Genomic DNA, 11913 nt, shown 5'->3' on the forward strand with positions numbered 1-11913 from the left:
TTCGCGTTTCGTTCGCGTTTCGCGAACGCTCGTTGCCAACTGACGATTGGATTTCCCCGCCCTGCCTCCTCTAGCCTTGGCCCACATTCCAAGAACAAGAGGTACACCCCATGACCGCTCCCCTTAGCGGCATCAAGGTCATCGAGATCGGCACGCTGATTGCGGCGCCGTTCGCTGCACGGTTGATGGCCGAGTTCGGTGCCGAGGTGATCAAGATCGAATCCATGGGGCAGGGCGATCCACTTCGCAAATGGCGAAAGCTGCATGAAGGCACCTCGCTGTGGTGGTACTTGCAATCGCGCAACAAAAAATCCCTGGCACTGGACCTCAAGTCCCCCGAAGGCCTGGCGCTGGTCAAGCAGTTACTGGCCGACGCCGACGTGCTCATCGAAAACCTGCGCCCGGGCGGCCTGGAAAAACTCGGCCTGGGGTGGGACGTGTTGCAGGCCCTCAACCCCAAGCTGACCCTGGTGCGCATCTCGGGCTACGGCCAGACCGGCCCCTACCGCGACCGCCCCGGGTTTGGCGCGATCGGCGAGGCCATGGGCGGCATCCGCTACACCACCGGCAACCCTGATTCGCCGCCTGCACGGGTGGGCGTAAGTCTTGGGGATTCGCTGGCGTCGCTGCACGGCGTGATCGGTGCGTTGATGTCGTTGTTGCGGGTCAAGACCGGCCAGGGCAATGGCCAAGTGGTGGATGTGTCACTGGCCGAAAGCGTGTTTAACCTCATGGAAAGCCTGGTGCCCGAATACGACGCCCAGGGCCATGTGCGCGAGCGCAGCGGCGGCGCCTTGCCTGGCATCGCGCCGTCCAACACGTACCTGACCGCCGATGGCGCCTACGTGGTGATCGCCGGCAACAGCGACCCGATCTACAAGCGCCTGATGGCCGCTATCGGTCGGCCTGACCTGGCCGACGCCCCCGAGTTTGCCCACAACGATGGCCGCGCCGCGCAAAGCGGCCGGCTGGACGCGGCCATCACCCATTGGACCAGCAGCTTGCCCATCGACCAGGTGCTGCATGCCCTGGAAGCCGCCGAAGTGCCCGCCGGGCGCATCTATTCGGTGGCCGACATCGTTGCCGACCCGCATTATCAGGCGCGCGACATGCTGCTGCGCGCCGAACTGCCCGGTGGCCTGAGCGTGAAAATGCCCGGCATCGTGCCCAAGCTGTCCGACACCCCCGGCGCCGTGAACTGGCCGGGCCCAAGCCTGGGCCAGCACACCGATTCGGTGCTGCAGGACCTGGGCCTTGCGCCGGCCGATATCCAACGTTTGAGAACCTCGGGAGTGGTGCAATGAAGTCTTACGCAGACCGGTTGATCGTCCAGGAAGTGTCGCCCCGGGACGGCCTGCAAATCGAGCCGACGTGGGTTGAAACGTCGGACAAGATCGCCTTGATCAATGGCCTGTCCGAGGCCGGGTTTTCCCGCATCGAGGCCGGCTCGTTCGTGTCGCCCAAGGCCATTCCGGCCCTGCGTGACGGCGAGCAGGTGTTTCGGGGCATTACGCGCCGCGCCGGGGTGATTTATGTGGCGCTGATCCCCAACCTCAAAGGCGCACAGCGCGCTATCGAGTCGCGGGCCGACGAGTTGAACCTGGTAATGTCTGCCAGCCAGACCCACAACCTGGCCAACCTGCGCATGCGCTGCGAGCAGTCGCTGGCGGCGTTCGCCGACATTGTAAGTTTTGCCGCCGACCACCCGGTTAGCCTCAACGGTAGCCTCGCCACCACCTTTGGCTGCCCGTTTGAAGGGCGGATCGATGAAGACCGCGTGGTGCAGTGGGTCGACGCTTATCAAGCGCTGGGCATCCGAGGCATCAGCCTGGCTGACACCACTGGCATGGCCAACCCGCGCCAGGTGGAGCGCTTGGTCAAACGCGTGCTGGAGCGGGTGTCGGCCAGCGACCTGACCCTGCATTTTCACAACACCCGTGGCCTGGGGTTGTGCAACGTGCTGGCGGCCTACGAGGCCGGTGCCCGGCGCTTTGACGCGGCGCTCGGCGGCCTGGGCGGCTGCCCGTTTGCGCCGGGGGCGTCGGGCAATATCTGCACCGAAGACCTAGTCAACCTGTGCGACGAAGTCGGTATCCCCACCGGCATCGATCTGGCGCACCTGCTCAAGCTGTCACGGCAACTGCCGGCCCTGCTGGGCCATGAACTGCCCGGCCAGGTGGCCAAGGCCGGGCGCAATTGCGATTTGCATCCGCCACCGGCCTACATCGCAACGCTGTAAGCCCCCACCAGACAACAAAAACAATCGGGCGCCTGCGGGCAGTCCTTCTGGAGAAAACACATGAGCCTCAATACGTTGGAGGCCGGCGCTCGCCCGGCCGATGCCGTCGATCCGATCAAAGCCGTGGTCAACAAAGTGGCGTGGCGCCTGATGCCACTGATCATGGTGTGCTACCTGTTCGCCTTTTTTGACCGCATCAATATCAGCTTCGCCAAGTTCCAGTTGCAGGCCGACCTGGGCTTGAGCAACACCGCCTACGGGTTGGGAGCGGGGCTGTTTGTGGTCGGGTACGTGATCTTTGAAGTGCCGAGCAACATGATGCTGTACAAGGTCGGCGCGCGGCGCTGGATCGCGCGGATCATGTTGTCCTGGGGGCTGGCCACGGCCGCCATGGTGTTTGTCACGGCCGAATGGCAGTTCTACGTGCTGCGCTTTCTGATCGGCGCGATGGAGGCCGGGTTTGCGCCGGGGGTGCTGTTTTACCTGACCTTGTGGTTCCCGCAGGATTTCCGTGGGCGGATCACGTCCATGCTGTTTCTGGCGTCGGCCTTTGCGGGCCTGGTGGGGGCACCGTTTTCGGGGCTGGTGCTGGAGCATCTGGACGGCGTGCTGCAGATGCGCGGCTGGCACTGGTTGTTCCTGCTCGGCGGCCTGCCGTGCGTGGTGTTGGCGTGGGCGGTGCTGACGCGGTTCAAGGACCGTATCGAGGACGCCGACTGGCTGTCGGCCGAGGAGAAAACCCTGCTGGCCAGCCGCATCGCGGTGCATGAGGTGCACAAGAAGGGCTCGTTGCTTCAGGCGCTGCGCATTCCCGGTTTCCTGATGCTGGGGTTGATCTACTTCTTGATTCAGGTGGCGTCCTACGGCCTGAATTTCTGGGCGCCACAATTGATTCGCAGCACGGGCATTCAAAGCCCGGTGACGATCGGGTTGCTGACGGCTGTGCCTTACATTTGCGGGGCGATCACCATGGTGGTGATCGGTCGCTGGTCGGATGCGACCGGCGAGCGTCGCAAGTTTGTCTGTGGCCTGGTGACCTTGGGCGCGGTCGGGTTTTTCTGCGCGGGCCTGTTTGATGACCACACCACGTTCCTGATCGTGGCCCTGGGCCTGTTGGGCGCTGGCATCATCGCCGCGATCCCGACCTTCTGGACGCTGCCCCCCAAACTGCTGGCCGGTGCGGGCGCAGGCGCGGCGGGCGGGATCGCGCTGATCAACACCTTGGGGCAACTGGGCGGCATCGTCAGCCCGGTGATGGTCGGCCGCATCAAGGACCTGACCGGCAGCACCACCCCGGCGCTGTATGCAATTGGTGTCTTTGCGCTGATTGCCGCCGCATTGCTGCTGTGGGGCTTACCGCAAAAGCTGCGCACGTCCGACAAGCGCTGACGCTTATTCACGCGGCGGCCAGGGCTTTGGCCGGGGCCGCGCTGAACTGAATCAAGGCTACCCCGGCGATCAACATCAGCGCCCCGAGCACCCGGGGCGCGTTCAATTCCTTCTGGGCCAGACCGAGCAGGCCGAAGTGGTCGAACACCAACGACACCAGGATCTGCCCGGCCAAGGCCAGCGCCACAAAGCCGGACGCGCCCAACTTGGGCAACAGAATCAACGCCAGCGACACAAAACACACCCCGAATATGCCGCCTGCCCACATCCACAGGGGGGCCTGTCTGATAAACGCCAGGTCCGGCAGCGGCAGGCGCATCGCCAGCATCAGCGGCAACAACACGATCAGGCTCACCAGCAACGACGCCAACGTGGCCCATAACGGATGGCCCAGGCCCCGGCCCAAATGCGCATTGATCGCCCCCTGAAACGGCACCGCTGCACCGGCCAGCGCCGCCAACAAGCCCAAACCACTCCACTGCCACATCGTCATCAGGTGTCTCCCGAAAATTTTTGTGGACTGTAGGGTATTCGTCGAGCAAATTTAAATTCCAAGTTCTTATAGTCGATATGCACCTGATGAATGATCTTCGCCGGATTGATCTGAACCTGTTGGTCATTCTCGACGCCTTGCTCAGCGAGCAGCACGTAACGCGCGCGGCCGAGCGCCTGCACCTGAGCCAACCGGCGGTGAGCCACGCGCTGGCGCGTTTGCGCGACGTGCTCGGCGACCCGCTGCTGGTCCGCCAGGGCGGCGGCCTGGTGCCCACGCCCCGGGCGCTGGAACTGGCCACCCCGCTGGCCGATGCCCTGGCGCAAGTGCAGGCACTGCTGGCGCCTAACCGGTTTGAGCCACTGCTTGCCCAGCGCACGTTTCGCCTGGCGATGTCAGACTACGGCGCGGCCCTTTTGCTGCCCCCGCTGATGCGCACCTTGCGCCGCGAGGCACCGGGCATCCGGTTACAGATGATCCACACCAGCCGCGAGGGCATGCTGGAGGGCCTGCTCAATGGTGAAATCGACGTGTCTGCCGGGGTCTTTCCCGACATGCCCGCGGAACTGCGCAGCACGCCGCTGTTCAACGAGCACTACGCCTGCCTGGTGGACCGCGAAAGCCTGCCGCCGGGCGGCACCCTGGACCTGCTCACTTACCTGGCGCGCCCCCACGTCCTGCTGGAAATGCGCGGCAGCGGCACCGTGGAAATCGACCGGGCGCTGACAGCGATTCACGAGCGGCGCCATGTGGCCGTCAGCCTGCCGCATTGGGGCATTGCGCCGCAGTTGATCCCAGGTACGGACCTGATCCTGACCGTGTCCTCGCGCGGCCTGCTGAACATTGATCACCGGCACTTGCTGATCGCACCGGTGCCGTTTCATATTCCGTCTTTCGAGTTTGTGCTGGCGTGGCATTCGCGGCGGGGTGGGGATTTGGGGTTGCAGTGGTTGCAGGAGCGGATTGCTGGGGTGTTGGTGGCTCGGTCCTGATAAACACACCCTGACCTCGCGCTTGCTAGCCTGTCGCGACCGGCCTTATGCGGGTATGAAATTTTACCCGCCGCTGTGAAACATGCAGAATCAATCGATTCGTTTTTTCTGTCAGAGCCTCTTTTTATGACGCCATCCTTGTTGTTCGCCGTGATCGTTTCGGGGTTTATCTATGGCATCACTCCCGGGCCCGGGGTGCTGGCGGTGTTTGGTATTGGCGCTGCCCGTGGGCGTCGGGCCGGCGCCGGTTTTTTGTGCGGGCATCTGTTGGGCGATGTGATGTGGTGCAGCACCGCGCTGGTGGCGATTGTCGGGGCGCGGGAAATTGGCAGCAGTGCGTTTGACGTGCTGGGTGTGCTCAGCGGCCTGTACCTGTTCTGGCTCGGCTGGCGTGCGATCCGCACCCGGCAGCGCAGCGGCGACGCGCCTCTGGGCGCGGCCCGGCAACCGTTCTGGCATGGCATCGTGTTTGGGCTGACTAACCCCAAGGCCTACCCGGTGGCGGTAGCGACGTTTACCGCGCTGCTGTCCAGCCGCGCCGAATTGCTGACCTGGGCGATGCTGCCCTGGCTGATTGTGTTGAGCTTTTTGGGCGGCGTGCTGGCCTACGCGATTCTGATCGGCGTAGTGGGCGCGCGGCAGGTGCGTACGGTGTATCAACGCCACGAAGTGATGATCACCCGCCTGTGTGGCGTGATGTTTATCGGCTTTGCCATCAACGCCCTGGCCCATGCATTGCCGGGCCTGTTTGCCAGTAAAACCTAGGCCAAACGGCTACCGTTCGTCGTACTGGCGAGTTTTTTCTAAACCTTTGCGGCGTTGAAAATTCCAATTGAAGGCGGGGGCCGGGCTCCCGTTTCTGTTTATTACCTGGAGGACCCGAACATGAGCCGCATGGCTATCCGGTTACGCACCGCCAGTTTTGCGATGCTGCTGGGCCTCGGCGCCGGCAATGCTTTCGCCCAGTCGCCCGCCGAGTTTATCGAGCAGGCCTCGGCCACCGGGACGGCCGATATCGAAACCAGCCGCATGGCCCACGCCAAGACCTCGTCCCAAGAGATCAAGGATTACACCATCGAGGTCATCAACGAACGCACCCAGGCCAATCAGCATCTGGCGGCGCTCGCCAAGAAACTCGACCTGCCCGTGGCGCCACGGGACAAGATCGTCGACAAGGCCGAAACCCTGATGCCGCAACTCAAGGACGGCGACTCGTTTGACGCGGCTTACACCGCGCAACAGATCAAGGCCAATGAAGAGGCCATCGCGCTGTTCAAGCAAGAGGGCGCCGACTCGGACATCCCGGAACTGAAGGCGTTGGTGGACGAGACGTTGCCCAAGCTTGAGGAGCGTTTGCAACGGGCGCGTGCGCTGGCGTCAACCTATGGCAAGGGCCGTCAAAACGACGGCTGATGTGCACAGCCTGCAAGCCTGAAAACGGCGGTTGGAGGGCTCCAACCGCCGTTTTTTTACGCCTGGTTCAGGTCTGTCCGAGCGTTTGGTGCATCCTCCACCGCGTCACCGCAGCCACCGTCTAGCTGGACCGTGTTGTCCCGGCCGATGCTCCGATATTGTTGGCGCAGTTTTTCCAGCTCTTTGCGGTCCAGGCCGTCGAGGCTCAGCACGGCGTTTTGCGCATCCTGGGACACACGCAGCAGCTCGTCGATCTTGATATGCAGGATGTCGTTGTCGCGGTTTTGTGTGTTCTGGATCAGGAACACCATCAGAAACGTGATGATGGTGGTCGAGGTGTTGATGATCAGTTGCCAGGTGTCGTTGTAGTGGAAGTAGGGGCCGCTGAGGCTCCAGGCCAGAATCAGCGCCACTGCCGCATAAAACGTCTTGGGGCTGCCTGCCCAGCGGGACAGGGATTGTGAGACGGCGGAGAATTTCATGACCAAGTTCCTTGAACGGCGGGTGATGAAATACTGACCGCAGCGCAGCTCTGAAATTTCTTTTTACATTTGCTCGCCTTCCAGCGCCAACAGGAATTGCTTGGCCGCAAGCCCACCAGCAAACCCGGTGAGCCCGCCGGACGCACCAATCACCCGGTGGCACGGCGCAATGATCGAAATAGGGTTGCGCCCGTTGGCCGCCCCCACGGCTCGGACGGCCTTCGGGTTGCCGATCTGCTGGGCGATCTGGCTGTAGCTGCGGGTTTCGCCAAAAGGAATGGTGAGCAGCGCCGCCCAGACCTTTTTCTGGAACTCGGTGCCGGCAAACTCCAGTTCCAGCTCGAAGCGGTTGCGCGTCCCGGCGAAGTACTCGGTCAACTGGCGCTCGGTTTCTGCCAGCACGGCGTTGTGACCGGCCTGGTGCAACGGGCCCAGGCGCACCCGGTTGGCGCGCTCGTTTTCCCACAGGATGGCGGCCAGTTTGTCATTGCGGGACACCAGCGTCAGTTCGCCCACGGGGGAGGGCATGAGCGTGAATTGGCAGGACATGGTCGAGCTCCATCGGCAAAGTCAGGGTTGCACTGTAAGTGCATCAGAAGGTGTGGGCACTACGTTTCTTGCGGTCAAATACGCAGGCTAGGCGTGCCAGTCATACCAGTGGGAAAACATCGGATACCCATAACTCCAGCCCAGGTAATAAAGCCCCATGAGCACCGACGGGGTCGAAAGCATGACCAGCGAGGTCAGGTTGAGCAGCGCCATCGCGGTTGCGAATGCTACCAACACCCGACCGCCCTGACGCGAGGCAAGCCAGGCGCCATATGCCGACGAGGCAACGGCGACCAGGCTCACCGCCAAGGCCAGCCCGAACGGCAGTCGTGCCAGGGCGAGCAACAAGGGGAGCACCACGACCAGGCCGATGACCTTTCTGGCGATGGATCCTGGACGCGGTGACGCTGTGTGGTTCATGGGGCGTGCCTGATGGTGTGCAGAATTGGCCACGATCATTGCAACGTGCGCCGGTGGCTGCATCAGAGTTTGCTTAAGGGGCTCAGCGGTCTTCCTGCAACACTTTGAGCGCCGCCGAGGCCAAGAAGCCCGAGCGGCTTTTTTCTTCCGGGTGATGCAGCACATAGTCATCGATCCGGTTCAACAGATAACCGGGCAGGGTGATGTTGAGTTTTTGGGCTTTACCCAGGTACTTGGTGACATCGATGTCCACCACTGCCCACGTGCACCCGGCGTAGTGCGGGTTGGCGGCGTGCAGGGTGACTTTTTGCGCGGGAGGAATCGGCGCGCCGTCCTCCGCGAGGATTTCAAAGTGACCTTCGATGGCTTCGCGGGCCATGGCCATGGCGTCGTCCAGGTCGTCGCCCGCCGAGAAGCAGCCAGGAATGTCCGGGACTTCCACACCCCAGGCGTGGTTTTCGTCACCGTTTGTAATTGCGATGGGGTACAGCATGCGTGGTGTCCTCCGGGCCCGTTCAACTGAGCAGGGCCTGTTTCAAAATGCTCTTGGCGGTCTTGTCGAGCAGGTCTTTCTTGGGATGGGGAATGGTCACCAACCCGGGTTTGGTCGGGTGCCTGAAGTGGTGATGGCTGCCGCGTGTCCTGACCAGATACCAACCGTCCGCAACGATATGACCTATCAAATATCGACTGTCCACATCACCTCCTTGTGGTGTGTGTTGGTGATGACTATAACCACTGAAAATAATTTATCAACACTCTACCTACCAACGGTCAGCGACCGACAGCGCGGGGCAGGTGCTCAATGCAGTGTATGAGGGGGTTGGAAGGCTGCTTGACGCAGGTGTTGCGAGGCTTTTCAACCCCGTTGGCGAGCGGGCGCCACGTCATCAATGACCGTCAGGAACGCTTCGACCATCGGGCTTGCGCCCTGGGCCTGCGTGAGTACCAGCAGCGGGGCACAGGCGTCGGCATCCGTCAGCGGCCGGTAAGTGACCCCTGTGTTCATCAGGCTGCGGGTGCAGTCTGGCACCAGCGCAACCCCTTGCCCGGCGGCCACCAGGGCGATGATCGAGGTGATCTGCCGCCCGGTGGGCCCCGGGCGCAGAGGCAGGCCGCTGCGCCGGTAAAGCTGCTCGATGGACTGGTTGAGCCCGGAGCCGTAATCGGCGGGAAACAGGACCAGCGGGTAGGCGCTGATCTGCGCCAGGCTGAAAGCAGTCCCCTACCAAGATCCGCGATTGGTCAAAAAGTGCTAGTGGGCGTTCAGTTCGTGATAGATTCTGCTGCCCACGAGAGCTTTTGACAGGACGTCACCATGGCCAAGCCGGCTGCGCGTAAGAGCGACCCATCTAGCTGCCCTTTACCAGGGCACGGCATCAACTCCATCGCCACAGGTTCTTCTGATGTGTTTTTTGACGGTTTACCCGCTGCGCGTCAGGGGGATACATGCACCTGTGGCAGTGCGCTGTCCTCTGGTCTGTCTTCCACTGTTTTCATAAACGGCAAGAATGCCGCGACCATCGATACCGCCGGTACCCATGGCAGCATTGTAATCGGCGGATCGTCGACAGTGATCATTGGTGATACTCACTCACCTTGTGAGTTTATCCCGCCTGAGCCTATAGCTGGGCATGCTAGGTGGATCGCCTTCAGAATTCCTGCTGACGAGAGCTATAAAGGCTCATCGTGTACTGCGCATTTCGAAGACGGTTCTTCGCTTCCCGGTGTGTTTGATGAAAACAACGCGGTTAAATTCTCTAACCCATCAGGCAAGACGTGCGTGATGCTCAAGTTTGAAGAGCAAGCATTCGCAGCGTCCTCTTCTCTGACCGAGGGTCTTTTGAATACAATTTTAGGATAAGGATCATCCTATGACAGAGCCGTACATTGTCACGGGTAGCTATGTTGTTCAGCGTGAGCATGCCTTGCGAGACTCACCCCTCGACAGAGCGTTAGAGCTAATGGAGGGCGCTGCACTGAGATTTTCTTTGGATGCCATCTCTGACGAGAAAATCAGGGCTAGCTATCTGAGGAACATTAAACGCATGTCTCAGCAAACGATGGAGGACGTGAAAGCAGGAAAGATAACAGCGCAAGAAGGTGTAGCGTTCAGCCATGAAATGCGAAACAAAATTTTGGTGGAGCATCGCAAGTGGACTTCTGCGCAGGGCCTGGCAGTAGTACAAAGGAAGAAAAAAGACGGTAGGACATTAAAATGGCTTATGGATCGTTATTCCAACGATCTCTTCAAAAAAAGTTATGAAAGCCTTTCAGCTGCAGAGCAAAAGAAGGTTCATTACACCATTTTGGAAGCCGCTGGCCGGGATGATGCCAAATTCACGAAAGGCACTAAAAAAATGCTGATCATGGGCAAGCTTGGCGTTCTCGTAACCGCTGCGCTGGCAACTTATCAAATCCTGAACGCCGAAAACAAACCCAAAGAAACGGCCCGACAAGGCCTCATTGTCGGAGGAGGCGCGTTAGGCGGCGTACTGGCTGGAATGGGCGTCAGTGCATTATGTGGCCCAGGAGCACCGATTTGCGCAATTGCCGTCGTCTTGGTTGGATCAGTAGCCGGTGGCGTCGCGGGCGGCGTGGTAGCGGGCTCGCTTGATGAGGAACTGGAGGAGTTTTCGCATTGGGACATTTTCTGACCGAGCCACAACTGACAGAGGTCAGATCCGCACTGTCTGAGCCATTCAACTATTTTCCGACCGATTACGACTACGTCGCGCGCCAAGTCAAAGGCATCGATCCTGACGTACTGTGCGAAATCTTTTTTTCGGAGGTAGCGCCAGTGTGCTTCTCCAACATTGCAGCAGCCTTGCCCTCTGTCTGGACAGGCTTTGACCCCGACTGGCTCAGAGTTACGATCGAGGAAAGGCTGGCGGCGCGTGAGCATAATTGGCTACGCAGGCAGTTTGATAAGGTGCTGGTTCTATGGTTGAAGTATAACTACGACTATATGTGGAAGGAGATTGCTTGCAGACTTTGATCCTGAACGGAAATGGACTTTTGATTCGCTGATTTTCTTCAAAATCATCAATCTAGCTGGCTTCACTTTGTGCTTATAACAGATCCCATTTATCGGTTGTTACCAACCATAGGCCGCCAAAAGTGACTGAACACTCACTGCACTCTTCATATCGTGAGAAGCTAATCGAACATTTGCTCGTTGGTGAGTTACTAAAACTCTCATGGAAAAATAAAGATTTCAGTCTTGAAATTTCTAAGCCGGAGGTTGATAGATCTGGCTACGACATCATTGCTGAAGCAAATGGTATTATTAGGCATATTCAACTTAAAGCCACATTTACTGGGTCGGCTACGGCGTCGCATAAGATTCACATTTCGTTAGCAAAGAAACCGTCTGGCTGCGTAGTATTGATCTACTTTGATAATGATACACTTGAGCTTGGACCATTTTATTATTTTGGTGCTAGGCCGGGTCAACCACTGCCTAGCCTAGAAGATTTAAAAACCGCCAAACACACGAAAGGTGATACAGCTGGCATTAAGCTGGAAAGACCAAATATTCGCATATTGAACAAAGGTAGCTTCGTTAAGCTGAAAACCATAAATGAACTATACAGCCAGTTGTTTGGAAACATGAAAAGGGGACAGATTTATTTTTCTAAAAAATAAATCTGTCCCTTTTTCCCTTTTTCCTTCATACCTTCAGTTTCAACACGTGCAGGATGACAGTCCTTTGGCGTGGGCGAGTCTTGATTACAGGACTACATCTTTGTCTTTCAACGCGATTTCTATCACCTGCTCTGGGGATAGTTGCTGTGGATAATCTGCTTCATCGAAGTATTCGTCTGGCCAGAAGATCAGATCGGATATGCGTTCATTGGGTATGTTGATTGCCAACATGCTGAATCGCCCCGGGTTTTCTAGACACTCTCCAGGCTCGCTGCGTAACGCTTTTCA

Annotated in this window: 17 protein-coding genes and 2 pseudogenes; 11 read left to right on the forward strand and 8 right to left on the reverse strand. The window is 59.4% G+C overall.

The genetic code is table 11. From position 1 onward, the window contains the following. Nucleotides 1-110 precede the first annotated feature (110 nt). The 3 genes from ACW9H9_RS18155 to ACW9H9_RS18165 are packed head-to-tail and all read left to right on the forward strand — an operon-like array spanning nt 111 to nt 3628. On the forward strand, nt 111-1304 hold the full coding sequence (locus tag ACW9H9_RS18155) for a CaiB/BaiF CoA transferase family protein (RefSeq protein ID WP_457344531.1): 1194 nt from the start codon (nt 111-113) through the stop codon (nt 1302-1304). Continuing rightward, nucleotides 1301-2239, forward strand: coding sequence for a hydroxymethylglutaryl-CoA lyase (locus ACW9H9_RS18160; RefSeq protein ID WP_457344530.1), 939 nt, complete (start codon nt 1301-1303; stop codon nt 2237-2239). The genes ACW9H9_RS18155 and ACW9H9_RS18160 overlap by 4 nt, the downstream gene beginning before the upstream one ends. Nucleotides 2240-2299: 60 nt before the next feature. Next, nucleotides 2300-3628, forward strand: a complete 1329-nt coding sequence (locus tag ACW9H9_RS18165) for an MFS transporter (RefSeq protein WP_457344529.1) — start codon at nt 2300-2302, stop codon at nt 3626-3628. 7 nt (nt 3629-3635) lie between these two features. Here the strand turns inward: ACW9H9_RS18165 and ACW9H9_RS18170 are convergent, their stop codons facing one another. Then, nucleotides 3636-4121 carry a DMT family transporter gene (locus ACW9H9_RS18170; RefSeq protein WP_457344528.1) on the reverse strand — a complete coding sequence of 162 codons (486 nt, stop codon included), beginning with the start codon at nt 4119-4121 and terminating at the stop codon, nt 3636-3638. Nucleotides 4122-4198: 77 nt separating this feature from the next. Between ACW9H9_RS18170 and ACW9H9_RS18175 the strand changes: the two genes are divergently transcribed. The 4 genes and pseudogenes from ACW9H9_RS18175 (at nt 4199) to ACW9H9_RS18190 (ending at nt 6526) form a co-directional block, all read left to right on the forward strand. Next, the gene (locus ACW9H9_RS18175; protein ID WP_457344527.1) at nt 4199-5113 is read left to right on the forward strand and encodes a LysR family transcriptional regulator; all 915 of its coding nucleotides are present in this window, start codon (nt 4199-4201) and stop codon (nt 5111-5113) included. Then, nucleotides 5097-5192: pseudogene (locus ACW9H9_RS18180) on the forward strand (glutathione transferase); the annotation flags it as partial. The gene ACW9H9_RS18175 and the pseudogene ACW9H9_RS18180, both read left to right, overlap by 17 nt. A 47-nt stretch (nt 5193-5239) precedes the next feature. After that, nucleotides 5240-5878, forward strand: a complete 639-nt coding sequence (locus tag ACW9H9_RS18185; RefSeq protein ID WP_457344526.1) for a LysE family translocator — start codon at nt 5240-5242, stop codon at nt 5876-5878. A gap of 120 nt (nt 5879-5998) precedes the next feature. Next, complete coding sequence (locus ACW9H9_RS18190) at nt 5999-6526, forward strand: DUF4142 domain-containing protein (RefSeq protein WP_457344525.1); 528 nt, start codon at nt 5999-6001, stop codon at nt 6524-6526. Nucleotides 6527-6582: 56 nt separating this feature from the next. On the opposite strand, the gene ACW9H9_RS18195 is transcribed toward ACW9H9_RS18190, so the two are convergent. The 6 genes and pseudogenes from ACW9H9_RS18195 to ACW9H9_RS18220 form a co-directional block, all read right to left on the reverse strand. Continuing rightward, nucleotides 6583-7008, reverse strand: coding sequence for a low affinity iron permease family protein (locus tag ACW9H9_RS18195; RefSeq protein ID WP_457344524.1), 426 nt, complete (start codon nt 7006-7008; stop codon nt 6583-6585). Between the two features lie 63 nt (nt 7009-7071). Next, a complete protein-coding gene (locus ACW9H9_RS18200) occupies nt 7072-7557 on the reverse strand; it encodes a methylated-DNA--[protein]-cysteine S-methyltransferase (protein ID WP_457344523.1) in 486 nt (161 codons plus the stop codon). Nucleotides 7558-7644: 87 nt separating this feature from the next. Continuing rightward, on the reverse strand, nt 7645-7977 hold the full coding sequence (locus ACW9H9_RS18205; RefSeq protein ID WP_457344522.1) for a hypothetical protein: 333 nt from the start codon (nt 7975-7977) through the stop codon (nt 7645-7647). 82 nt (nt 7978-8059) lie between these two features. Next, on the reverse strand, nt 8060-8470 hold the full coding sequence (locus tag ACW9H9_RS18210; RefSeq protein ID WP_457344521.1) for a type II toxin-antitoxin system HicB family antitoxin: 411 nt from the start codon (nt 8468-8470) through the stop codon (nt 8060-8062). 22 nt (nt 8471-8492) lie between these two features. Further along, nucleotides 8493-8675: a type II toxin-antitoxin system HicA family toxin gene (locus ACW9H9_RS18215; RefSeq protein ID WP_457344520.1), complete on the reverse strand. Its 183-nt coding sequence runs from the start codon at nt 8673-8675 to the stop codon at nt 8493-8495. A gap of 161 nt (nt 8676-8836) precedes the next feature. Beyond that, nucleotides 8837-9190: pseudogene (locus ACW9H9_RS18220) on the reverse strand (LysR family substrate-binding domain-containing protein); the annotation flags it as partial. A 105-nt stretch (nt 9191-9295) separates the two neighbouring features. Between ACW9H9_RS18220 and ACW9H9_RS18225 the strand changes: the two are divergent. The 4 genes from ACW9H9_RS18225 (at nt 9296) to ACW9H9_RS18240 (ending at nt 11625) form a co-directional block, all read left to right on the forward strand. After that, nucleotides 9296-9841 carry a PAAR domain-containing protein gene (locus tag ACW9H9_RS18225; protein ID WP_457344519.1) on the forward strand — a complete coding sequence of 182 codons (546 nt, stop codon included), beginning with the start codon at nt 9296-9298 and terminating at the stop codon, nt 9839-9841. Between the two features lie 10 nt (nt 9842-9851). Beyond that, nucleotides 9852-10634 carry a hypothetical protein gene (locus tag ACW9H9_RS18230; protein WP_457344518.1) on the forward strand — a complete coding sequence of 261 codons (783 nt, stop codon included), beginning with the start codon at nt 9852-9854 and terminating at the stop codon, nt 10632-10634. After that, nucleotides 10619-10975, forward strand: a complete 357-nt coding sequence (locus tag ACW9H9_RS18235) for a DUF7079 family protein (RefSeq protein WP_457344517.1) — start codon at nt 10619-10621, stop codon at nt 10973-10975. Before ACW9H9_RS18230 ends, ACW9H9_RS18235 begins: the two co-directional genes overlap by 16 nt. Nucleotides 10976-11097: 122 nt before the next feature. Continuing rightward, on the forward strand, nt 11098-11625 hold the full coding sequence (locus ACW9H9_RS18240) for a hypothetical protein (RefSeq protein WP_457344516.1): 528 nt from the start codon (nt 11098-11100) through the stop codon (nt 11623-11625). A gap of 84 nt (nt 11626-11709) precedes the next feature. Here ACW9H9_RS18240 and ACW9H9_RS18245 read toward each other — a convergent pair whose 3' ends face one another. Beyond that, nucleotides 11710-11856, reverse strand: a complete 147-nt coding sequence (locus ACW9H9_RS18245; RefSeq protein ID WP_457344515.1) for a hypothetical protein — start codon at nt 11854-11856, stop codon at nt 11710-11712. Nucleotides 11857-11913 lie beyond the last annotated feature (57 nt).

Source organism: Pseudomonas sp. SDO5215_S409, from assembly GCF_054071325.1.

What these genes read in the sequence shown, in the direction of transcription:
- ACW9H9_RS18155 (WP_457344531.1), top strand. Translation starts at nt 111, where the DNA reads ATGACCGCTCCCCTTAGCGGCATCAAGGTCATCGAGATCGGCACGCTG.
- ACW9H9_RS18160 (WP_457344530.1), top strand. Translation starts at nt 1,301, where the DNA reads ATGAAGTCTTACGCAGACCGGTTGATCGTCCAGGAAGTGTCGCCCCGG.
- ACW9H9_RS18165 (WP_457344529.1), top strand. Translation starts at nt 2,300, where the DNA reads ATGAGCCTCAATACGTTGGAGGCCGGCGCTCGCCCGGCCGATGCCGTC.
- ACW9H9_RS18170 (WP_457344528.1), bottom strand. Translation starts at nt 4,121, where the DNA reads ATGACGATGTGGCAGTGGAGTGGTTTGGGCTTGTTGGCGGCGCTGGCC.
- ACW9H9_RS18175 (WP_457344527.1), top strand. Translation starts at nt 4,199, where the DNA reads ATGCACCTGATGAATGATCTTCGCCGGATTGATCTGAACCTGTTGGTC.
- ACW9H9_RS18185 (WP_457344526.1), top strand. Translation starts at nt 5,240, where the DNA reads ATGACGCCATCCTTGTTGTTCGCCGTGATCGTTTCGGGGTTTATCTAT.
- ACW9H9_RS18190 (WP_457344525.1), top strand. Translation starts at nt 5,999, where the DNA reads ATGAGCCGCATGGCTATCCGGTTACGCACCGCCAGTTTTGCGATGCTG.
- ACW9H9_RS18195 (WP_457344524.1), bottom strand. Translation starts at nt 7,008, where the DNA reads ATGAAATTCTCCGCCGTCTCACAATCCCTGTCCCGCTGGGCAGGCAGC.
- ACW9H9_RS18200 (WP_457344523.1), bottom strand. Translation starts at nt 7,557, where the DNA reads ATGTCCTGCCAATTCACGCTCATGCCCTCCCCCGTGGGCGAACTGACG.
- ACW9H9_RS18205 (WP_457344522.1), bottom strand. Translation starts at nt 7,977, where the DNA reads ATGAACCACACAGCGTCACCGCGTCCAGGATCCATCGCCAGAAAGGTC.
- ACW9H9_RS18210 (WP_457344521.1), bottom strand. Translation starts at nt 8,470, where the DNA reads ATGCTGTACCCCATCGCAATTACAAACGGTGACGAAAACCACGCCTGG.
- ACW9H9_RS18225 (WP_457344519.1), top strand. Translation starts at nt 9,296, where the DNA reads ATGGCCAAGCCGGCTGCGCGTAAGAGCGACCCATCTAGCTGCCCTTTA.
- ACW9H9_RS18230 (WP_457344518.1), top strand. Translation starts at nt 9,852, where the DNA reads ATGACAGAGCCGTACATTGTCACGGGTAGCTATGTTGTTCAGCGTGAG.
- ACW9H9_RS18245 (WP_457344515.1), bottom strand. Translation starts at nt 11,856, where the DNA reads ATGTTGGCAATCAACATACCCAATGAACGCATATCCGATCTGATCTTC.